Raw genomic sequence first — 20,954 nt, 5'->3', positions numbered from 1 at the left:
AGCGCTGGAATAACGGGCCGCTGCAATCTTACCTGACCGAGATCTCGGGCGCGGTTGCCGGCGCCACCGATCCGGCCACGGGCAAGCCGGTGCTGGACATCATCCTGGACCGCGCAGGCCAGAAGGGCACCGGCCGCTGGACGGTGATCGAAAGTCAGCAGGTCGGCGCCCCGGTGCCGGTGATCGAGGCCGCCGTGGCGGCGCGCAACATGTCGGCCGATCTGTCGACGCGGGTGGCGGGCGAGGCGCTGTTTGGCGCGGCCCCGCAGGCGCTGAAGGGCGGCGCGGTGGCGATGGACGACCTTGAGGCGGCGCTGATCGCGGGCAAGATCATGTGCTATGCGCAGGGCTTTGCGCTGTTGTCGAAGGCGGGCGCGACCTATGGCTGGGACCTGCCGATGCCGGCGATTGCCGAGGTCTGGCGCGAGGGCTGCATCATCCGCTCGTCCATGCTGAACGACATGGCGACGGCGTTGACCCAGGACGCCGCGCGCAACCTGATGTTCGCGCCTTACTTCGCCGGGCTGATGACCACCCATGCGGGCGCTTTGCGCCGGGTGGTGGGCACCGCGGTGGCGCACGGGCTGCCGGTGCCGGCAATGTCGGCGGCGCTGAGCTATTTCGACACGATGCGCACGGGGCGCTCGACCGCCAACATGATCCAGGCCCAACGCGACTTCTTCGGCGCCCACTCCTTCGAACGCACCGACACCAAAGGCGCACACCACGGACCATGGGGATCAAACGCGTGAGCAGCAGCGCGCAGGCGGGGTTGGCCCAACTGCGTCGACCGGTGATTCCCTTCGGCCACTGAGGTGCGCTGATAAAGGTGCGAGATTTCAAAACGCCCAAATTTTCTACGCAGGTGTGTGGCAGAAAAACGCCTTACGCTCAGCGGGATTTTTCGCCACTGCTAAGCTTCGTTTAAGCGTTTGAATTCAATTACTTGACCGAACAACTACCGCAAAGGCCGCGCCTTCTGGATGCAGGGCATTCAGGGTAATACGAGAATCGACCTGCCCCGTGGGTTGAAAGGTGCGACATTGAAACATGCAGCGCCTTTTGGGCTGTCATTGATGTGCATTTTTTTCTAATGTCCGCGCGACAGATGACACCATTTTTAGCTGCTGCATATTCCAACGATGACCAACGATGACCAACGATAAACCAACACTTCTTGCTGTTTCATCAACCGGTGGCCACTGGGAGCAGCTTATGTTGTTGTCTCCTGCCTTTGAAGGCAGTGACACCTGGTACGCCTGCACCGATGGCGAACAGGGAAAACGACACAAACTTGGCCAGTTTGTCGCAATCAAGGACTACAATCAGAACCAACCGCTGAAGATGCTGGCAGGCCTCTGGGAAACCTTCCGCCTGTATCGCAGGGTGAAACCCGACGTGATCATCTCTACCGGTGCAGCGCCTGGTCTGCTGTGTTTGGTGTGGGGGCGTGTTTTTGGAGCCAAGACCATTTGGGTCGACAGCGTTGCGAACTCGGAACAATTGTCGTTGAGCGGTCGCCTTGCGTTGAAGGTTGCCACTGTCGTTTATACGCAATGGGAACATTTGGGCGGGACGTCCGCGCCCGTCTTTCGGGGCAGCATATTATGATTTTCCTCACGCTCGGAACGCAACTTCCGTTTGATCGCCTTGTCCAGGCCCTTGACGACGTGGCAAAGGATCTGAACGAAACCATTTATGGACAGATCGGGCACGGCACCTACAAACCCGCGAACTTTGAAGCGGACGCTTTGTTGACACCCACCGAATTCTCCAAACGCTTCGAAGAGGCCCGCGTCATTGTTGGTCACGCAGGCATCGGGACGATCCTGTCTGGTATCCAGGCGCAAAAGCCGTTGGTGTTGATGGCGCGACAGGCCAAACACGGCGAACACCGCAATGACCATCAGTTGGCGACAGTTTCGCAGGTTCGCAAAATCGACGGTGTTTATATTGTTGAGGGCGCGGATGATTTGCGCTCGGTCTTGAAGTCGACGGAATTGAACCCGATGCAGAACGCGGCGTCGAAATCGCGGGAAAATCTCGTGACCAGTTTGCGCAATGAAATTTGGGAAGGGCGATACAGCGTTTAACTCGGATCAAAAGTCCGGCGTTTGCTGTAGGATACATGTATGACCGTGTCACCCAGCACATATCCCCAGCGGTCGATGCAATATCGACGCACCTCAGGAACCCGCATCCACGTTCCCACGCTGGGGCTGTTCCTTGTTGCGTTCATCGCCATGCTACACAATTTTGCCGGCGTGTTTGCGGCCGTGGCTTATGCGTTCTACCTTGGCGAGTTACGGAACGGTACGCTCAAGATTTCCGGCTTGGCAGGTGCGTTCTGGATCGTGGCTTGCGTGGCTTTTGCCCGGCTTATCCTTCCTTCGAGCATTCCGGTCGTGCCACAGGTTGAGGAAGTTGTACGCTTTGCCTCTTTTGCACTTTTTGCGGCGGCCATCACGCGCTTGTCTGCGGACCGGCTTTTGTCTGTCTTGGCAGCAATTTTGTTTTTGTCGTTGGCTCTTTTTCCAGTGAGCGAGGCAACCGGGCTGTTTTCACGTCCGGACGCATCAGGGGTCAATCGCTTCAGTGCCCTGATGCCTCACGCCAACCATCTGGGCTATATGTCGGCGATCATTGCCGTTGCTCTGCTGTACCTGCGCCTTCGGGGATTTTCTCAGGGTAAACTCTGGTTCGCCACCATTCTGGCTGCGTGTCTTCTGGTCGTAATTTCGCGCAGCTCCGGTGCTCTTTTGGTGTCGGTTCTGGGGGTCGCTGTTTTGCCGATCAGTTTGAAGCCAACCCCCAAACGCATGCTGCTTACGCTTGTATTGTTCGGGGTTCTGTTTGCCTTGTCGACCACAAGCCAGGCGCAATTCGCCCTTGAAAAGATCCTTATCACCGATTTCTCCCACGCATTGGCCAAAGCGAGCTCTTATACGTTCGGCAACCAAGGTTCGTCCTTTGCATGGAGAATTTCCTATTGGTATGCCTTGCTTGACACACTGTTTGAAAGCGGAACCTACGCCATTTTGTTTGGCGAAGGCGGAGCAGCCGGCACAAAGGACCAAGCAGTCTATTTCTTCATGGTGAAAGACCCGCATTCCGATCTGGTGAAAGCAACCATTGAATACGGTGTCATCGGGTTCTCGGTGATTTTTTCCACCCTTCTTTATGTGTCGTGGCGCATCGGTGCGACGTTCATCGGTCCTGTCGTGCTTATTGGTCCGATGCTTACGGGCAATACGCTGGCTTCTGTCACGGTAATCTTTCCTATCCTTATAACACTGACAATGTTGAACAAATTTGCGAAAGGACAAATCGGTGAAACGTAGAGTTTTCCTGTCCACCCCTCTCAGAAACGAGATTGATAACATTGACCGTCTTTTTGCCTCGGTGGCGGCACAAGATCACCCGATCGATATCTGGGTGATTGTCGAAAACGGGTCAACTGATGGCTCGCGAGAGGACCTTGCCAATCGTTCCGTTCCCAAAAACGTACGTGAGCTTGTGGTGCTCAACGAAGATACCGAAAGCGGAGACTATGCGTTGGGTGCAAAATATGCGCGCATCGTGAACCGCGGCTTCGAAGAGATTAAAACCCGCACGGATCTTGGCGCTGAGGATCTGATTGGCATTCTCGACGCGGACAGTTTTCCGGACCCGAACTATTACAGCACTTTGAGTGCGGCCTTCGACGCAAACCCGAGGCTGGGCATCGCAAGCGGCAAAAGCCTTGATGAAGGCAGTGACAAAGTGTCAATCCACGCGGCCGACTGGGTGCGGGGCAGTTGCCGTATGTGGCGTGGTCAATGCATGCTGCAGTCCGGCTATACAATCGGCCCCTCCGCCGACACGCTGTCGCTTGCGCGTGCTGAAATCGACGGTTGGGAAGCCAAGGTGATCGACGGTACTCTTTTTCGAGCTCGGGAAGTCGGGACACGATCCAAGCAACGGTACTATGGTGCATCGGCCTATTTCCGGGGGAATACACCTGCCTATGCAATGCTGCGTTTTGCCAAATTCGTCGGCTACGGGCGTTTCGGCGATGGCTATGACTATCTTGCAGGGTATTTCGGCGACTATCTGAAGCGCGCACCACGTTTGGAAGATGTGCCCCTGAGAGAATATTTTGGGAGCTATATTTCCCGAAAGATATCGCGCCGCTTTTCACGCGCTTGAGGCCGCTCAAGGCCAGCGAAGGTGGTATCGGCCTAGCAACAAAACTTGCTAGGCCGCTTTGAACAAGGTTTTGGCAATGCGGCAACGGTTTTACCGTTGCCTCGTGCTTAGCTGGCCTTCAGCAGGTGGCCGACGCGTCGACGGATATTGGCGTCGAACATAACGAGCTTGCCGTAGTGCTTGGAAAACCGCCATGTGGTTTTCAGCAAGTTGAAGACTCCCGAAAGAGAAAAGGGGTTCTTGGCCGCCTCAAACCCGAGTTTCACTCGTTCCCGGTACAGGATGCGGTCGCTAATCCACAGTTCCAATGGTGTCAGTTCACGCTTTACAGGGGCCTGGTCCTTGCGGGCGTAAGAGCTGTTGTTACCAAGGCTTTCAAGGTTCAGGTCTTCGGGAATTGATGCGGGCAGAAAGGCGTTCAAACGCTCAATTTCCCGACGGGTTTCTGCAACAATATCCTCGTACCGCACCAGCATGAAGTGTTCTGGGTATTTCGCCTCGAGTTTAAGAAAAGCCCTTGCAGCGTTGCGCCAAGCCATCGATTGGGCAAGCGGATGATAGCGATCTGCGGCAGGGCGCTTTGGATAGAACTTGTACGACTTGAGCATCGTACGAGGATCGCGAAGCATAAAGACAAAACGAGCGTTGGGCCAAGCTTGGATAATTTTCTCGGCGTGATGGTAGTCTTGTGGCGTGTTCCATCCCCACGCGCTTTTACCAACGGTCTGCGCAGCAGTGGAAATTACAGATTCAACAACGTCGTTCCACTTCTGCTCTGCTGGATCGCCTGTACCATCCGCAGGCCACAAATCGGCCATCTTGCTTTCGGCCGTCTGCAACTGCTCGGGTGTCATTTCCGCGCTGTTCGCGATGCCCTTGGGCGAATGGACGGCCGAACGGTGCCGGACCATATCCGACAACAGTTTCTTGATCGCGACGGCGTCTTCGTACTGAGAAAACCCTTCCCAGGACTCGGTGCTGTCAACATCTTGAAGGACGTAAAGGTCGTTCAGTAAATAGTGGTCAGGACATTCGTTCAATACCCGCGTCAAAAGAGTTGAGCCACTGCGCGGAAGGCCGACAAGAACTGTGGGATTATTAAGTTTCATTGGACAAAAGCCTCGAGAGTCAGGCGATACAATTGGTATCACATCCACTGTAGTTCACCAAAAATTGCAAGGCAGAACGGGGATTGGAATGCCGCGGAAACAGGAATGTTGCACAATCCCCGCACGGATGGTGAACCTGCCGAATTTGTCACCGTTTCGCAGTTGAAAGCACTGGAAGACAGCGCAAATTCGGCCAGGCCAAATCGGCGAGTAAATTGGTTCCCGACACCTTGTTGACCACAAGAACGCCATGCGCGATCAGGCCGGCAGAGGTTGGCAAGCTTGAACAATCAGACCGCTTCACCACGGTCTTCCACCACCCAGCTTCTAAATTGCTTGGTGTCGCTGTCCAATTCCGAAGCCAGTTCTTTAACCAATGCATCCGGTAGCTGGTCGTCGAACTTGGTGGCCCGGGCGGGTACCAACAAATGTCGGATACGCGTCCGCATCTCAGGCGACAGAAGTGGCTTGATATACAGCCCATAGAACCTGGAACGCTTAACTTTTCTGACAATCCCGCGTGGCGCGCGCTTGCCCGCGGATTGGTTCGCAACAATGCCCAAGTCCATTTCCACGGGTTCAAGACCCAAAAAGGCCCAGACACGGTGAACAACCGCTTTGGGGTCTTCGATGTAGTCTTTCATATCCAAGACCAAGAGCTGCTCGCGTGGAAAAACTTCCAACCACTGGGCAAGCTGCATGTCATAGCGAGACACGTCCTTCAGAACCGGGTTCTTCTGGATCTCGTCCAACATGGAGGTCGTCACGGTCCCGTTTTGAACTTCATGTCTGAAATGGCTGCGCATCCGCTCAACCGGGTCGCGGCCAATGAAGATCAGTTTAAGATCGGGCCCGAACACCTCCAACGCGCGGCGAGGAACGTCTTTATAATGCGGATGCCGTGTGTAATGCGGCGAAGCCTCGCCAATCCACTGGCCGGCTTTGGCGCCGCCAAAAACCTTTGCGTATGAATTGCGCCCCTTCTCAGACAAAACATCGTCGGAACAAAGGTCGGCAGGCTCTTTGATCGAAGGCGCATAGATCTCTGGGTGCTGTACCATGTCCAGAAAAACGGACGTCGTTCCTGACTTCATCGAGCCGATCATCAAGAAGGCGGGGTGGTCCCGGAAATTCATAAGGCAATCTCCTATTGACTGCGCTGACTGATTGGCAGCTTTCCAAAAATGGAGGTGTGCACACCGCTGTATCGCGCGGCGCCAAATACCAAGGCAGTGTTCCAATAAATACGGCTTACACAGACGGCTGCCGCAGCACCTGCGACGCCAAACAACGTGATAAAGGGCCACATCAACGCCACGACAAAAGCAAAGGCCGTCGCAGAAACAGTTGCGTTGACATTGGCGAACCCAGACATGTTCAAGACCGCGCCATTCAGACCGCTCAGAATGCTATAGCTTTGCCCGATGGCCAGGATGACAACCAACGTGGTCGCCTCAATGAACTCGGGTCCGAAAAGGTGCGCCAGGATTTCCGGGTAAAAGAGTGCGACGGCCATCACCGGGCTCTGAATGACCACCAGAAGGCGGATGCTCCACGTCACTTCCTTTTGCAGTTCGGTCGTCTTGTTTTCCCGATAAAGACGAGCGATCCGTGGGCGCATGACGGATTGCAACGCCTGCAACCCGAATGGGATCAGCGACGCGGTTTGGGTTGCCACACGGAAAAAGGCGACCTGTGCGGGGGCGAAGAATATTCCCACCGCGATAATGCCTGACTGCTGATAAAGCTGGATCATTGCGTTGGCCATCAGAAACGGCCGCGCCTCAAGGATCGTGGGTTTCAAGTTTTGGCGGTTGAACCGAAACCCGCCCAGATCGCGCCGGACCCATTTCCTGATTAGCACAAAGGCAAACAGAAACAGCAACAGGTCGGACAGAATGTAGTAGGCGATCAAGTCGTGATATGTGATCGCATCTTGCCCTTTGACCAACAAAGCAGTGCCGACAAACACCAACAGCAACACAGGTTTGCCAACACCCTCCAAACTCACCCCCAGAACCACGTGGCCGAAGGCCTCGAGCGCGCCTGCTGACACTTGCATCAATGCCACCGCCGCGATGAGAGGGGCCGCCAGCATCAAAGCCTCGGACATGGTCCAGTCGCTCCAGACAGATGCCAGCGCGAACAAAACCACCCCTGCCACAACCGAAAGGCCCAGAACCGTTCCCCAGGCTGTAAGCAAGACGGTTCCAACTTCATCATTCTTCTTGTCTGCCAGCAATTTGTTGATCGCGTAGATGACATACACGTGGAATCCAAACCGCGTGAACACTGCAATCAACGTCGCTGTAGCGATGGCGTAGGCGTAGATCCCGAAGACCTCTGCGCCGAACAATCGCGTCAAAACGATTGCCACAATAAGTCCAAGCCCCGCTTGGGAAATTTTGACGAACATGCTCCCGCCAGAACTGCGCAAAATGGCTGACTTCATGACCCGCTTGCCTTGAGAATTAGGGGTTGGTGGTTGCAAGTTTTGCCCCCTCTCTAGTGGTCGGTATTTCTTTAATCAAGGCCTAGCTTGGCCCCCTGCCCGCGAACTGTGCCCACAGTAAGAAGTCGGGCAATTATTAGTCATCACGCACCCTCCTAATCCATAAAACTGACGGTTTTCAGCTGGGTGATATCGCGCGGCAAACGTGCGGTACATTCCAACAATCGCGAATACCAAGACGTGCCGGGAAACCGGTTTTGTCGGGCCAACAGGCAGCGTGCGCTGCGGTAGCCGATTGTAAAGTTCTCGAACGGCATTTTGCGGTCATTGGCCACGCGCCAAGTGACTTTATGCTTCAGGAGAAGAACACATGATCAACCCATTCGAAGGCCGCGCGGCCCCGCTCTCCGGCCCTGCCCGTGATCTGCTGCCAATCACGCCGGACGACAACACGGATCTGTCGACCGTTGCGGTTGCGCTGTTCGTTGAAACGGGTGGAACCGTTTCCTTCGTGACGGTTGCAGGCGAGACACGCAGTGTGTCCATTGGAGATTTTTCGATCCTGCCGGTTGGTGTCATGCGTGTTCTTTCGACCGGCACAACCGCAAGTGGCCTGCATGGTTTCTTGATCTGAACAGCTTCCGCTTCGGGCGTAACCGTCAACAACATGCGAGACGGACGGGGGTCATCTTCGATCTTGCACTAAATTACCGGAGAAACAGATGATCAGTTTCGGACTATCTTTGAGCGCTTTGGCGTCATCACGCAGGCAAGTTGGGATAAGGCTTGGTTTTGACGGCGGTTCTTTGCCGCAAGGGGTGCAACTGACACGTGATAGTCAGGCTGTGGTCCGTTCGGATGCTACGACCTACCAGTTTGCCGCCAACGACACCGCGCGCCTTGGCTTCGACTTCGGGGGCGCAACCAACCGTGGCCTGCTGGTCGAACCAAGCGCAACCAACCTTGTGCCACATGCGCGCCCGACAGCGTCGACATGGGCAAGTGTTTCTGCGACGGCAACCGATCGCGGCACCACCAATTTTGGCATCTTCACAGGTGTGACCGTCGCGTCACAAGGTCAAATCTGGAACCGTGTCGCAACAGATCTGACGGTGACAAATGGGCAAAACTATGCCGTTGCCACCTATCTTGTTGGCGGTACATCCGGGCGGTTGCGTATCCGTTTGCGCGATACGGCCGGTGGCACCGAAACAAGGGTAAATGGCAGCTTTGGTGCACTTTCCGGGGCGGCGACCACGGCCGGGGCCATCACAGGCTTGACCGAAATGCTTCTGGCCGACGGCGCGACGCGGCGTGTGTCTTTTGTGTTCACACCGAACTTTTCCGGTACTCTGAATTTCGGCGTCGGTCCCGACAGTGCAACCGTGGGCGAAACCGTCGAGTTTCTGGCCGCGCAATTCGAAGAAGGGATGAGCCAAACTTCCTTCATTGATACCGGCGCGACATCGGCCTCGCGGTCCGCTGATCTTCCGGTACTCAACGATTGGAACGGCAATTTCGACGTTGTCGCAACGTTCAGCGACGGATCAACTCAGACCTTTCCCGCCCAATCCGTTTCACCAGGATATTGGCCCGCTGGCCTGTCTGGTCACATTACGGCCATCCAGTTGATCTAAGCTGCCACACCCGCCGCGTTGGTCGCCAACTTTTGATGGTCAGTCGCGATTGCGGCTGACCATTTTTCTTTCTCCACCTCAACCTGAGTTTTTTCCGGTCAGGCGTCGTAGTATTGCCGATACCATCGCACGAAATTGGCCACGCCTTCGCGGACCGATGTTTTGGGCGAGTATCCTGTGAGGTCCTTCAACAGGTCCGCATCCGCCCAGGTGGCCGGAACGTCGCCCGCCTGCATTGGCATCAGGTTGCGTTCTGCCTTGGAACCCGTTGCGTCTTCGATCGCTTCGATGAAGTCCGTCAGTTGCACGGCATCGTTGTTACCAATGTTCACAACCCGGAACGGTGCGACGGGTGACAAACTGTCACCATCGGGCACAACCCCGTCTTCCGGGCGTTGCGGAACCGCATCGATCAACAGACGGATTGCGTGAACAAGGTCTTCCACATAGGTGAAGTCTCGCTTCATATCGCCGAAATTATACACGTCGATAGGCTTGCCTTCCAAGATCGCCTTGGTGAACTTGAACAACGCCATGTCCGGCCGTCCCCACGGGCCGTAGACCGTGAAAAAGCGGAACATCGTGACCGGAAGATCAAAAAGATGCGCGTAGGAATGCGCCATGTTTTCCGTGGATTTCTTCGTTGCCGCGTAGAACGACATCTGATGGTCGGCGCGCTGCGTTTCCTTGTACGGCATTTGGGTGTTCGCGCCGAAAGCCGACGATGTCGATGCCAACAGCATGTGCTTAGGTGGATGCGCGCGTGCGGCCTCAAGCAATTCAAACGTTCCCACGATATTGCTTTCCAGATAGGAACGCGGGTTCTCGATCGAGTACCGCACACCCGCCTGAGCGGCCAGGTGAATAACCGCATCCGGCTTTTCTTCGGCGAAGATGTCCATCAGCAAACCGGGCGTTTCAACCTTGTCGTGAACCGACCGATATTGCGCGAAGCTCTTCAAGCTTTCTTCGCGCCGCTCTTTCAGAGACACATCATAATAGTCCGACATGCAATCCAGACCGATCACCCGCCAACCTTCGTCCAGAAGAGTTTGACATACGAAAGATCCGATGAACCCGGCGGCGCCGGTCACGAGTGCGGTTTGCATCATTGCCTCTTTGATTTAGTCAGCGCCAAACAAATCACGCGTGAAGACTTTTTCCGCGACATCCGCGATTTCGTCGGTCATGCGGTTTGCCGTAATAATGTCGGCTTCGGCTTTGAACGCCTCCAGATCATTGACCACCCGCGAGCGGAAGAACGTGTCGTCCTCCAAAACGGGTTCATAGACAATCACTTCGATGCCCTTGGCTTTGAGGCGTTTCATGATGCCCTGGATCGAGGACTGGCGGAAGTTGTCAGAGCCGGCTTTCATGACCAGGCGGTAAACGCCCACAACCTTCGGGCCCCGCATCAGAATTTGATCCGACAAAAAGTCCTTGCGGGTTCGGTTGGCGTCGACAATGGCGCGGATCAAGTTCTGTGGAACATGCGAGTAGTTCGCCAACAGCTGTTTGGTGTCTTTCGGCAGACAATACCCGCCATAACCAAAGCTGGGGTTGTTGTAATGGTCACCGATACGCGGATCCAGCGAGATACCGTCAATGATCTGGCGCGTATCCATGCCACCGGCCATGGCATAGCTGTCCAACTCGTTAAAGAACGCGACGCGCATTGCAAGATAGGTATTGGCAAACAGCTTGATCGCCTCGGCCTCGTCGGCGTCAGTGAACAGGACCTGTACGTCCTTCTTAATCGCGCCTTCCAACAGCAGGTTCGCAAAAACCTCTGCCCGTTCGGACCGCTCACCGACAATGATCCGGCTTGGGTACAGGTTGTCATAAAGTGCGCGGCCTTCGCGCAGGAACTCTGGGCTGAACAGGACCTGGTCGGTTTCAAACTCTTCGCGGACACGGGTAACAAAACCAACCGGAATCGTCGATTTCACGACAATGGCGGCTTTGTCATTCACTTCGAGAACCTTGAGGATGACCTGCTCGACGCTGGACGTATCAAAATAGTTCGATTTGGGGTCATAGTTCGTCGGAGTGGCGACCAACACAAAGTCTGCGTCCCGATACGCGGCCTCGGCATCTGTGGTTGCCGTCAGCGACAGCTCCTTTTCGGCAAGGAACTCTTCCAACTCGGCGTCCACAATCGGGCTCTTGCGTGCATTGACCATATCGACACGGTCCTGCGACACGTCGACGGCCACGACGTCATGGTTCTGGGCCAAGAGCGTCGCGTTTGAAAGCCCGACATAGCCGATCCCGGCAACTGCAATTTTCATGAATCTATCTTCCTTTTAACGGCCGTCCGCACTTCAACAACGTGCTGTCCCCACGCGTGCCAGTTGCCCCTAAGGGCCGGTTTTCCGGGGGCATTCCCAATCCGACCCAAACAACAGAAGCTGTGCTGACCTGCTAAAGCTGCGTCCTAAAAAAACTCTGTGTCAGATGCGTGACTTTCGTTCAAAACTCCGAGAGTTGAGTTTCATATGTTCCCGACCAATGCAAGAGGACCGCGCCCGCAAATTGGTCTGCAATTCATCAAACGATGAAATCTTAAGCGTGGTTTCGGGCATTATCATGAGACTTCAATGCATCTGAGAACAGATTCTGCCCCGCACTTGCGGGCCTGGCAACAATGCCGCTGGCGAACACACAATCGTAGCTTGTCATCCACTCTTCGATTGAGCGGCATGACTTGCATCACGCCTTGTTAGCGGGCTGTGGTCTTACAGCGCCGAACACCTTCAGAACGATCTGCTGAACGTGTTTCCTGTACCGATTCTCTACGAGCCAGGACAGCAGATAGGCCAGAGCAATGGTAAAGAGGATCGCCAGAAGCACAGCAACAAATCCCCCAACCACAGGCGCAGACATCGCAACAACCGAAAGCCCGATTTTTTGGTGAACCAGATACCATGCATAGCTGTAGACACCGATCCAACCCAGCAGTTTGGCCAGTGGCTGAACCGCCTTCGGGAACATGTTTACTGTGGGCTTGAAGAACGCGACCACAAGCAAGCCAATTAGGGTCGCGTATGCAATCATCGTTACCCACGTTTCTTCATAGAACGACGATTTTCCGGCCGAGATATGGTACATAACGACAGCAGAAACCGCGAGATGCACCCCCAATCGCCACGACAGTTTTTCGTCAACCGCCGCCCGCATCCCGATGACAAAGAAAGGAAAGTAAGGTGCGAGAAAGATATTCCGCAATATTTTCTCTGCGGGGCCGATATCTGCGTAGATGCTGAATACCCAGGCAAGTGGCAGCGCAAAGCCAAAAATGTACTCGGAAATGTGAAGCGCATGTCGCGCTATGAGCCCAAACACCAACGCGATGATGAAGTAGAACTTCACCTCGACAAGCAGCGTCCAGTAAGCCCCATCAACCCAAGTGAAGCCAAGATCGTTTGCCAGAAAAAACGTTGTGAAGACATAGTCTTGTACGGAAACGTCTTGCGCATTGAACGACCACCCATCCCGTGAAAACGATGGAACGTGAAAAAGCGTTATGTACAAGAAGACAACCGTCGACGAAACGACGAACAGAGGGTAAATTCTTGCGACGCGCTTTGCGAAGAACTCCCAACTATCTGCCGACCGCAGGTATGAGCCCAATATGCAATACCCGCTGATCGCAAAGAAAACATAGACGCCAATCCATCCGAAACGAAAGAAGTGCCCCAATTCCTGACCGTTGGGCAGAAAGGCGTCAGGCGGTAGCCGGGATGTGTAGTGATAAAGGGCTACGATCAGGATCGAAATGCCGCGAAACGCGTTGAGATTGGGGTTCATAACGGGAGCCTAAAATTTCAGAGCAAGGTGGCTTGGCTGAGGTAATGCGTCGTTCGGGTTAAACCCGCAATGTGTTCTACGATCTGCACGCAGTATGCGTAGTTAAGGTTCTTGCGATCAAACGCTGAGTGATGTCAACAAGTGCGACACAGTGCCATCCCGGAACAGCCACCTTGTCGTTTGGTGGATCAAAATACGTGCACACCGAGGACCTTGAAGGGCGGCACATCGACCGCGACTGGCGTTTTAATTCGCATCAACCGGGCCAGGTGTTGGGCACATGACAACGCTCCTGGCTTCGCCCAGGAACACCGGGGCAGCGCAAGGTATCTTGGCCCCAACGTTAATCGCTAACCTGAATATCTGTTTTGGTGCGGGTGGAGGGACTTGAACCCCCACGCCTTGCGGCGCCAGAACCTAAATCTGGTGCGTCTACCAATTTCGCCACACCCGCATCCACGCCGGATCGTTGTCCGCGTGTCGTGGCCTTCTAGCAAAGGCTCCACCGGGATGCGAGTGGAAAATTGGTCGTAAAAACCTCTCGCCGTTAACACATTTTTGCCCTAATGTTTGACAAAACAATAAGGCAGCAATCGAGCGAGGCCTTCCATGACCAAGGCAGTAGACCGCCGCGCTTTGCGTGGCGCGACGTCCATTGCGGAATCGAACACGGGCGGCATAGCCGCCGGTACCGAGGTGCTGACCCTGGACGGCGCCCTTCCCGTGGAATTCCTGAATGCCGGCGACCGTGTGATCACACGTGCCGGGATGCGGGTTCTGCGTTCCGTGACAGTGCGCGAGGCAGAAACAGAGATGTACCTGGTCCGCCCCGGCGCATTGGGCGAAGATCAACCGGGGGAAGACACACTGGTACCCGCAGGTCAGATGATGCTGCTGCGTGACTGGCGTGCGCAAGCGTTGTTTGGCGCAGAACGTGCGTTGGTCGCCGTGGAACGTCTGGCCGATGGTGTGTATATCTCGCAGGTCGAGGCTGCGACCCGGTGCTATCACCTGCAGTTCGACGAGGATGAGGTGATCTATGCCGGCGGTATGGAAGTGGCCATGCCTGCCCAGCAGAACGTCAGCGCCTAAAGCCCTAGATCACGAAACACCGCAGGCAGCATCTCCGGCAGGTCCTCGGCAATCACGCCGGGGCCAAATTTCCGCGCGCATTCCACATGCAGCCACGCCCCGGTTTCGGCGGCCTCCATTGGCGAAAACCCGCGCGCCAGCAGCCCGGTGAGGAAGCCCGCCAACACATCACCCGATCCCGCCGTTGCAAGCCAAGGCGCGGCCCGGTCATAAACGGCCGCGTTGATCGAACACCGCCCATCCGGCGCGGCGATCACGGTATCGGGACCCTTGAACAGCACAACACAGCCCGCGCGTGCCGCGGCCGCACGCACCGCGTTAATCTTGGAATAGGCTGGACCGCGCACTGCCGGAGCAGAAAGCCGTTCGGCTATGTCTGGAAAAAGCCGCGCAAACTCGCCCCCATGCGGGGTCAATATGCATCGGTCGTGCAACATCGCGAAGAGTGCCGCATCGCGGCCGATGAGCGTTAACGCGTCCGCGTCCAGCACCACCGCACGCCCGCTCTTCAAGCCCTCCGCTAATCGCTGCGAGCTTTCATCGCTCAGGCCCAACCCCGGCCCAATGCACAGTGCGTTGATCCGTGTGTCGCCGAGAACGGCGTTCAATTCCGCGGCTGTACCGACCTGCCGCAGCATGATCGCCGTCAGCTGCGCGGCGCATTCGGGCATTACCGTCGCAGGCGCCCCAACCGTCACCAGCCCCGCACCGGCTCTCAGCGCCCCCCGCGCCGCCAGTCGCGCCGCACCGGTTTTACCAACATCGCCCGAAAGGATCAGGACATGGCCGTGGCTATACTTGTGGTCACCCAGCTTTGGCAGCCCAAGAAACGGAGGTTCAACCAGTCGCACGATCTCATCTGGCTGCACCGCAGGCCCACCTTCAAGGCCGATCGATTTGACAACCGTCTTTCCGCTATTTTTTGGGCCTTCGGATAAGTAGTGTCCAAGCTTTGCGCGATGAAACGAAACTGTCAGATGAGCGGTTGCCGCAAACCGGTTATAGTTCTTTTCGTGGGGAAAGTATTTTCCGCTGTCCGAACAAATCCCACTTGGAATATCAACCGACACAATTGCCGGCCGACCAGTTTTGTGGCCGGGTTCGACCGGACAATAGTCGACGATGTCCTCCATATCCCAGAAAAATTCGCTAAGAGGTTCAAGGCCGCGCTTTAGACCGGTCCCGAACAAAGCATCGATCACCAGATCGCAGCGCCATGTTTTTAGTTTTTCAAAGTTGTCCCAAGTCCCAACCTTGCCCAAAACTTTCCATCGATCAAAGTTCACCCTTGCATCCGGCGGCAGCTTTTCCGGATCGCCATAAAGGTAGACCCTCACCTGCCAGCCCCATTCCTTCAGCAACCGCGCCACCACGAAACCGTCGCCACCGTTATTGCCGGGGCCACAGAGCACAACGGCGCGGTGCGGCGCTTTCTGCAACTCGGGCCATTCTTCGAACACTGCCTCAACCACCCCTGCCCCGGCGCGTTCCATCAGTTCCAGCCCTGTGACCTTACCGGAGTCGATGGCGGCCCGCTCAATGGCGCGCATTTGTGCAGAAGTTAACAATTCGGTCATAGGCCCTGCCTCAAAAGTTTGCTAACTGCCCCGATTGACAGCAAGTTGCACAAATTTTAATCACACCCCTGAGAATCCGATCAGGCCTGCCCGCCCTCTTATCCTAGCTGATTGTTCATGGCCGGGGAAAGTGGTCTGAAACCATTCAAAACCGAGTAACCCAAGGGAGTTGAGACCCGTGAAGAAGATCGAGGCAATCATCAAACCCTTCAAGCTGGATGAAGTTAAGGAAGCGCTGCAAGAGATCGGCGTACAAGGCCTTAGTGTCATCGAGGTGAAGGGATTTGGCCGCCAGAAAGGCCACACCGAGCTGTATCGCGGCGCGGAGTATGTGGTGGACTTCCTGCCCAAAGTGAAAATCGAAGTGGTTCTGGCCGATGACCAGGTTGACGCCGCTGTCGAGGCCATCATCAACGCCGCCAAGACCGACAAGATCGGCGACGGCAAAATCTTCGTGTCACCCGTCGAGCAAGCCATCCGTATTCGGACCGGCGAAGCCGGCGAAGACGCGCTGTAATTCATCCCTGCCCGGTGCGGGCAGTCGAAACATTCAAGCAGAGGGAACATACGTAGTATGAGCAAAGAGACGGTTCTCAAGACCATCGCCGATGAGGGTATCGAATATGTCGATATCCGTTTCACCGACCCGCGCGGCAAGCTGCAGCACGTGACCGTGATGGCCGATCAGGTCGACGAAGACTTCCTGGAAGAAGGCTTCATGTTTGACGGTTCGTCCATCGCCGGTTGGAAATCGATCGACGAGTCGGACATGAAACTGATGCCCGACACCGAAAGCGCCTATATCGATCCGTTCTATGCGGAAAAAACGCTTTGCATCCACTGTTCGGTTTGCGAACCGGACACCGGCGAAGCCTATGCGCGTGACCCGCGTGGCACCGCAGAAAAGGCCGAAGCCTACCTGAAAGCATCGGGCATCGGCGACACGGCCTATATGGGTCCGGAAGCTGAATTCTTCCTGTTCGACGACGTTCGTTTCTCGGTTGAGATGAACAAGGTTTCCTACGCCGTCGACGCACAGGACGCCTCGTGGAACACCGACACCGAATACGAGATGGGCAACATGGGCCATCGTCCGGGCGTCAAGGGTGGTTACTTCCCGGTCAACCCCGTTGACGATGCGCAAGACCTGCGTTCGGAAATGCTGTCGACCATGAAGCGCATCGGCATGAAAGTTGACAAGCACCACCACGAGGTGGCCAGCTGTCAGCACGAGCTGGGCCTGATCTTCGACAGCCTGACCAAACAGGCCGACGAGCTGCAGAAGTACAAATACGTGATCCACAACGTGGCCCACGCTTATGGCAAATCGGCAACCTTCATGCCCAAGCCCATCGCGGGCGACAACGGCACTGGTATGCACGTGAACATGTCGATCTGGAAAGACGGCAAGCCTCTGTTCGCTGGCGACAAGTATGCTGATCTGTCTGACGAAGCCCTGTGGTTCATCGGTGGCATCCTGAAGCACGCCAAAGCGCTGAACGCTTTCACCAACCCATCGACCAACAGCTACAAGCGCCTGATCCCGGGTTTTGAAGCTCCGGTTCTGCGCGCCTACTCGGCCCGCAACCGGTCGGGCTGTGTGCGTATCCCGTGGGCGGAATCGCCGAAAGCCAAGCGTGTCGAGGCCCGCTTCCCCGATCCCTCGGCCAACCCCTACCTGTGCTTTGCAGCACTGCTGATGGCTGGTCTGGACGGCATCAAAAACAAGATCGATCCGGGCGAGGCTTCGGACAAAGACCTGTACGATCTGCCGCCCGAAGAGCTGGCCGGTATCCCGACCGTTTGCGCCTCGCTGCGCGAAGCTCTGGAAGCGCTGGAAGAAGACAACGAGTTCCTGCTGGCCGGTGACGTGTTCACCAAAGATCAGCTGGAAGGCTATGCGGAACTGAAATGGGAAGAGGTCTATGCCTACGAGCACACCCCGCACCCCATGGAATTCAAACTGTACTACAGCGTCTGATTGTAGGCGATTGTCATAAAACTCTTAAAAGGGCGCCCCGTTGGCGCCCTTTTTCGTCCGGATTAAGGCAAAACTCCGGCCAAACCGCGCAAAATTACCTTATTCCTGACCTATATCCCGCCAGAATCGTAAAGGATTGTTCACTTATCGGGTGAAATCCGAACGACGGAGAGAGATAATGTCAGATCCTAAAAAAGCGATCCAAGCAACGGTCATGTATGATGACCTGCTGGATGTCGACTATGTTGATCTGATTAACGAGTTGCAGGACGTGTTTGGCGAAATGGATGTGGAGTTCGAGCAGACAGCTCTGGCCCCGGATACCTGCGCTGTTTTCCTGCTTGAAGACGTTGTCGTGCGCGTTGGTGTGTCACAACAACAAATCGCACGCGCAGAACGCGCGTCGCGGCCCCCGCGTTCGCGCTACAGCAAAGAACTGGTCGAGGCTCTGCTGGAAGACGTACAGGACGTAATGACGGTTACGGTTGAAGATGGCCCCGGCGGTTCGCTGAACCAGGCGGCAAAAACCGACCTGTGCTATGCCGCGACGCGTCACCTGTTGAATGCCGAAGAAGCAAGCCTTGTGCATTGGCACGCAAGCGACACGTTGTTTGCATCGGACGAATTCAAACTGCCGGCAACAAACGAAGCCTTTGCGGCCAGTCACCTTGAGGTGGCCGACACGCATGAGCGTCTGGATGCCGAGATGATGAACGTTGTTCGCATGGATCCCGCCCCGCTGGAAACGCAGGACATGATCCAGGCCATGATCGATCCCGAACGCGGCGAAGAAGATCTGCGCCGCGCACGTCGCCGCATCTTTGCCGGCGACCTGATCGAAGGCAGCGAACCTTCGCGCGAAGCACCGATTGAACGGATCGGGGCGGGTCAGCAGTTGGTGGTCTACCTGATGACCACCGTCGTGCTGCTGATGTCCTTCCCCATTGGCTTCGTCATGCTGGTCTATAACCTGGTTCGCGGCGAGGACCTAAACCTCAGCGCACGCGCCACGGCCCTGACCGGTGTTGGCTTTGGCATCACGCAGAACCCCGAATTGATACAGGCGCTGGCCTTCCTGGCCTGATATCTACGACTTCTCTGTCGGCCCCGTCGCGTTCCATCTTGGGCGCGGCGGGGTTATTTGCGTTCAACCATCGGCCGCGCATAAAGCAACAGGCCCCAATCGCCAAGAGCGTGATCGATCTTGGCCCAAAGCGCGCCAAACCGGATCGGGTCAACGCCGGTGGCCTGCGCAATGCTGGCCAGTGACCGACGCCCGTCTATGGCCGCAATCAGCGGCGCGGCGGCCCGGTCCAATGGTTCAACCACCTTATCGGCCCCAAGCGTGATCGGTACGGAACCGGCCTGTGTCACCCGCGCTGCCAGCTTGCTTGCCGGAACACCTTTCAGATGCGGCACCAGCGACCGATCACTGGGTCGTGCCTGTGTGGCTGGTCCGTTGGCAAGGGTCACATAGGCCACATGGGTTTTGATTGTACCGCGCAGTTTCTCAGCGATTGACCAGCGATCCACCTGTGACAATCCCTCTGCTTGCGGGCCCGGCACCAGTCGCGCCAAATCGTAAAGCGCCGGTTGCGTGAAATTGATCAGTCTCAGACCCGCCGCCTGCAAAGTTTGGTCAAGCTCGGTCACCGAATAGGACCGGTCCTGGCTGTGCAAAAGAAGATCATAGAACCCTGCATCGCTTTGCAGATGGTCCACCAGATGCGGGTTGCACTTAAACGGATGGCCATTGGGCAATGCCGACATAACCTCTTTCGCCGCGCGCAAGCGATCAGACGGGGTGTCATCGGGCCAAAGCGCCGCAAACCCTTGCTGCAACGGATACACGCCGCTGCGCCCATAAGGCGCGTAAACCATCAACCCCATGCCTCCGTCAGGCGCCAACGCGGCCGACAACGCATCAAATCCAGCTTGCGGTTCGGGCAAGTGGTGCAACACACCACAGCAGTCAATATAGTCAAATTGTCCTAACGACGGCGCATCCAACAGGCTGCCCGTTACAAAGGTGATATTGTCCAGCTTACGGACTGCGGCACGCGCCTCGGCGATCTCGCGGGCGGCCGTGGACAGGTCGACATAGGTGGCCTGATACGGGCGCCCGGCAGCTTGCAAAAGCGTGGTCAATTGAATCAGCCCATCGCCCGTGCCGCCGCCCGCAGATAGAATCCGCAACGGCTTGGACCAGTCCCGTTTTCCAGCGAATAAGAAGTGATCCAGCTCTAACGGATGCGATGGCGATCCGGTGATCAACCGCTGTGCCTCGTCCCTGGGGTCGCGCGCCGGGTAAGGGTAGGCCTCGTACTGATCCTGCACCTTGTTCATTCTCGCTTGTCCCTCAGATAATCCGCAAGTCGTGTTTGCATGTCTTGGCTCAGATCGTCTTGACGAACAAGATAGGTATGAATGGAAAACACCACCGCACCCGATTGCGGGAGCCGCCGGATCACCTGACGCTCGCAGCGTAGGAAGCGTGCGTCCCCCGCTATTTTTTCCGGATGGAACAGGGACGGATCTGCATAGGGCAACAGGTTTGCCCGCTCCATCATTTTACCGTCTTGCACACCGTCAAACAGCCGCCCAACACGGCGTGCAACGTCGCCGGTATAGGATGACACCGGCGCGTGGATTGTTTGCAGAGGTTGCCCCAATTTCTCTTCCAGTCGCCATCCGGCGGGAAAGCAAAGCGATGCCGCGACGAGATGGTATTGATCTTGATCCGGACCACGTTGAAGAATGCAGAAATCCTCTTGGCAAAGCCGGGCCAACGTTTCCATCGGCGCATCCCGATTAATCTGAACTACCCCGCCATCGGGGCGCGAAACGGTCGGCAGCGAGACGGTATAGTCGTCGGCGTATTCAAGCGTGCGCAGAACGGTATCCAACAGTTCGCCGCATGCAGCCCGGGCCGCAGAAGTCATGGCAGTGACACGCTCTGGAACATCCTGCAACAGACGCTCTTTTTCTGCCAACTGCGCCGCGAAACTGTCAGAAACCCTCAGCCAATCCCGATCGGCCACCAGCCGCGTTCCCGGCAACTTTGCAGCCCATGGAAGCTCGGGCAACTGCGTGTTCAACCAATTGGGC

The 20,954-nt window shown here is 56.2% G+C and carries 20 protein-coding genes, 1 tRNA gene and 1 pseudogene; 11 read left to right on the top strand and 11 right to left on the bottom strand.

Features of this window, described 5'->3' with window-relative positions; genetic code table 11:
* The 5 genes and pseudogenes from ACMU_RS16010 to ACMU_RS15990 all read left to right on the top strand — a co-directional run.
* Nucleotides 1-752, top strand: a pseudogene (locus tag ACMU_RS16010) (NADP-dependent phosphogluconate dehydrogenase); the annotation flags it as partial.
* 400 nt (nt 753-1,152) lie between these two features.
* The gene (locus ACMU_RS16005) at nt 1,153-1,611 is read left to right on the top strand and encodes a glycosyltransferase family protein (protein WP_035261496.1); all 459 of its coding nucleotides are present in this window, start codon (nt 1,153-1,155) and stop codon (nt 1,609-1,611) included.
* Complete coding sequence (locus ACMU_RS16000) at nt 1,557-2,093, top strand: glycosyltransferase (protein WP_201769901.1); 537 nt, start codon at nt 1,557-1,559, stop codon at nt 2,091-2,093. Before ACMU_RS16005 ends, ACMU_RS16000 begins: the two co-directional genes overlap by 55 nt.
* A 75-nt stretch (nt 2,094-2,168) precedes the next feature.
* Nucleotides 2,169-3,341 carry an O-antigen ligase family protein gene (locus ACMU_RS15995; protein ID WP_236626284.1) on the top strand — a complete coding sequence of 391 codons (1,173 nt, stop codon included), beginning with the start codon at nt 2,169-2,171 and terminating at the stop codon, nt 3,339-3,341.
* Complete coding sequence (locus ACMU_RS15990) at nt 3,331-4,188, top strand: glycosyltransferase family A protein (RefSeq protein WP_161635695.1); 858 nt, start codon at nt 3,331-3,333, stop codon at nt 4,186-4,188. The genes ACMU_RS15995 and ACMU_RS15990 overlap by 11 nt, the downstream gene beginning before the upstream one ends.
* Before the next feature lie 107 nt (nt 4,189-4,295).
* Here the strand turns inward: ACMU_RS15990 and ACMU_RS15985 are convergent, their stop codons facing one another.
* The 4 genes from ACMU_RS15985 to ACMU_RS19805 form a co-directional block, all read right to left on the bottom strand.
* Nucleotides 4,296-5,297 (bottom strand): sulfotransferase family protein, encoded by a 1,002-nt coding sequence (locus tag ACMU_RS15985; protein WP_081805559.1) that lies wholly within the window; start codon nt 5,295-5,297, stop codon nt 4,296-4,298.
* Between the two features lie 290 nt (nt 5,298-5,587).
* The gene (locus ACMU_RS15980; RefSeq protein ID WP_035261485.1) at nt 5,588-6,433 is read right to left on the bottom strand and encodes a sulfotransferase family protein; all 846 of its coding nucleotides are present in this window, start codon (nt 6,431-6,433) and stop codon (nt 5,588-5,590) included.
* Nucleotides 6,434-6,444: 11 nt separating this feature from the next.
* On the bottom strand, nt 6,445-7,713 hold the full coding sequence (locus ACMU_RS15975) for an oligosaccharide flippase family protein (protein ID WP_035261483.1): 1,269 nt from the start codon (nt 7,711-7,713) through the stop codon (nt 6,445-6,447).
* Nucleotides 7,714-7,904: 191 nt separating this feature from the next.
* A complete protein-coding gene (locus ACMU_RS19805) occupies nt 7,905-8,066 on the bottom strand; it encodes a hypothetical protein (protein WP_236626283.1) in 162 nt (53 codons plus the stop codon).
* Nucleotides 8,067-8,119: 53 nt separating this feature from the next.
* Between ACMU_RS19805 and ACMU_RS15965 the strand changes: the two genes are divergently transcribed.
* Together ACMU_RS15965 and ACMU_RS15960 are read left to right on the top strand one after the other, a co-directional pair.
* On the top strand, nt 8,120-8,383 hold the full coding sequence (locus ACMU_RS15965) for a spike base protein, RCAP_Rcc01079 family (RefSeq protein ID WP_035261479.1): 264 nt from the start codon (nt 8,120-8,122) through the stop codon (nt 8,381-8,383).
* Nucleotides 8,384-8,567: 184 nt separating this feature from the next.
* The gene (locus tag ACMU_RS15960; protein ID WP_152544651.1) at nt 8,568-9,386 is read left to right on the top strand and encodes a phage head spike fiber domain-containing protein; all 819 of its coding nucleotides are present in this window, start codon (nt 8,568-8,570) and stop codon (nt 9,384-9,386) included.
* 98 nt (nt 9,387-9,484) lie between these two features.
* Here ACMU_RS15960 and ACMU_RS15955 read toward each other — a convergent pair whose 3' ends face one another.
* The 4 genes from ACMU_RS15955 to ACMU_RS15940 all read right to left on the bottom strand — a co-directional run bounded on the left by ACMU_RS15955 (nt 9,485) and on the right by ACMU_RS15940 (nt 13,650).
* Nucleotides 9,485-10,495, bottom strand: a complete 1,011-nt coding sequence (locus ACMU_RS15955; protein WP_035261561.1) for an SDR family NAD(P)-dependent oxidoreductase — start codon at nt 10,493-10,495, stop codon at nt 9,485-9,487.
* Between the two features lie 15 nt (nt 10,496-10,510).
* The gene (locus ACMU_RS15950) at nt 10,511-11,677 is read right to left on the bottom strand and encodes a nucleotide sugar dehydrogenase (RefSeq protein ID WP_035261472.1); all 1,167 of its coding nucleotides are present in this window, start codon (nt 11,675-11,677) and stop codon (nt 10,511-10,513) included.
* A gap of 421 nt (nt 11,678-12,098) precedes the next feature.
* The gene (locus ACMU_RS15945; RefSeq protein WP_035261469.1) at nt 12,099-13,196 is read right to left on the bottom strand and encodes an acyltransferase family protein; all 1,098 of its coding nucleotides are present in this window, start codon (nt 13,194-13,196) and stop codon (nt 12,099-12,101) included.
* Nucleotides 13,197-13,565: 369 nt separating this feature from the next.
* Nucleotides 13,566-13,650 (bottom strand) — tRNA-Leu (locus tag ACMU_RS15940).
* 155 nt (nt 13,651-13,805) lie between these two features.
* Between ACMU_RS15940 and ACMU_RS15935 the strand changes: the two genes are divergently transcribed.
* Nucleotides 13,806-14,288, top strand: coding sequence for a Hint domain-containing protein (locus ACMU_RS15935; protein ID WP_051588390.1), 483 nt, complete (start codon nt 13,806-13,808; stop codon nt 14,286-14,288).
* Here the strand turns inward: ACMU_RS15935 and ACMU_RS15930 are convergent.
* Nucleotides 14,285-15,865, bottom strand: coding sequence for a bifunctional ADP-dependent NAD(P)H-hydrate dehydratase/NAD(P)H-hydrate epimerase (locus ACMU_RS15930; protein ID WP_035261467.1), 1,581 nt, complete (start codon nt 15,863-15,865; stop codon nt 14,285-14,287). The genes ACMU_RS15935 and ACMU_RS15930 overlap by 4 nt on opposite strands.
* A gap of 178 nt (nt 15,866-16,043) precedes the next feature.
* On the opposite strand from ACMU_RS15930, the gene ACMU_RS15925 reads away from it, so the two are divergent.
* From ACMU_RS15925 to ACMU_RS15915, 3 genes are all read left to right on the top strand, one after another.
* On the top strand, nt 16,044-16,382 hold the full coding sequence (locus tag ACMU_RS15925) for a P-II family nitrogen regulator (protein ID WP_035261464.1): 339 nt from the start codon (nt 16,044-16,046) through the stop codon (nt 16,380-16,382).
* Between the two features lie 57 nt (nt 16,383-16,439).
* Entirely contained in the window at nt 16,440-17,846 is a 1,407-nt protein-coding gene (gene glnA, locus ACMU_RS15920; RefSeq protein ID WP_035261463.1) for a type I glutamate--ammonia ligase, read from the top strand.
* Between the two features lie 178 nt (nt 17,847-18,024).
* Nucleotides 18,025-18,930: a hypothetical protein gene (locus tag ACMU_RS15915; protein ID WP_152544650.1), complete on the top strand. Its 906-nt coding sequence runs from the start codon at nt 18,025-18,027 to the stop codon at nt 18,928-18,930.
* A gap of 53 nt (nt 18,931-18,983) precedes the next feature.
* On the opposite strand, the gene ACMU_RS15910 is transcribed toward ACMU_RS15915, so the two are convergent.
* Nucleotides 18,984-20,192 carry a class I SAM-dependent methyltransferase gene (locus ACMU_RS15910; protein ID WP_035261457.1) on the bottom strand — a complete coding sequence of 403 codons (1,209 nt, stop codon included), beginning with the start codon at nt 20,190-20,192 and terminating at the stop codon, nt 18,984-18,986.
* Nucleotides 20,189-20,944 (bottom strand): heme-dependent oxidative N-demethylase family protein, encoded by a 756-nt coding sequence (locus ACMU_RS15905; RefSeq protein ID WP_236626282.1) that lies wholly within the window; start codon nt 20,942-20,944, stop codon nt 20,189-20,191. Before ACMU_RS15905 ends, ACMU_RS15910 begins: the two co-directional genes overlap by 4 nt.
* Nucleotides 20,945-20,954: the final 10 nt, after the last annotated feature.

Source organism: Actibacterium mucosum KCTC 23349 (assembly GCF_000647975.1).
Taxonomy (GTDB): domain Bacteria; phylum Pseudomonadota; class Alphaproteobacteria; order Rhodobacterales; family Rhodobacteraceae; genus Actibacterium; species Actibacterium mucosum.
The sequence above is the reverse complement of the archived record's forward strand: the minus strand, read 5'-3'. Positions and strand labels throughout refer to the sequence as shown.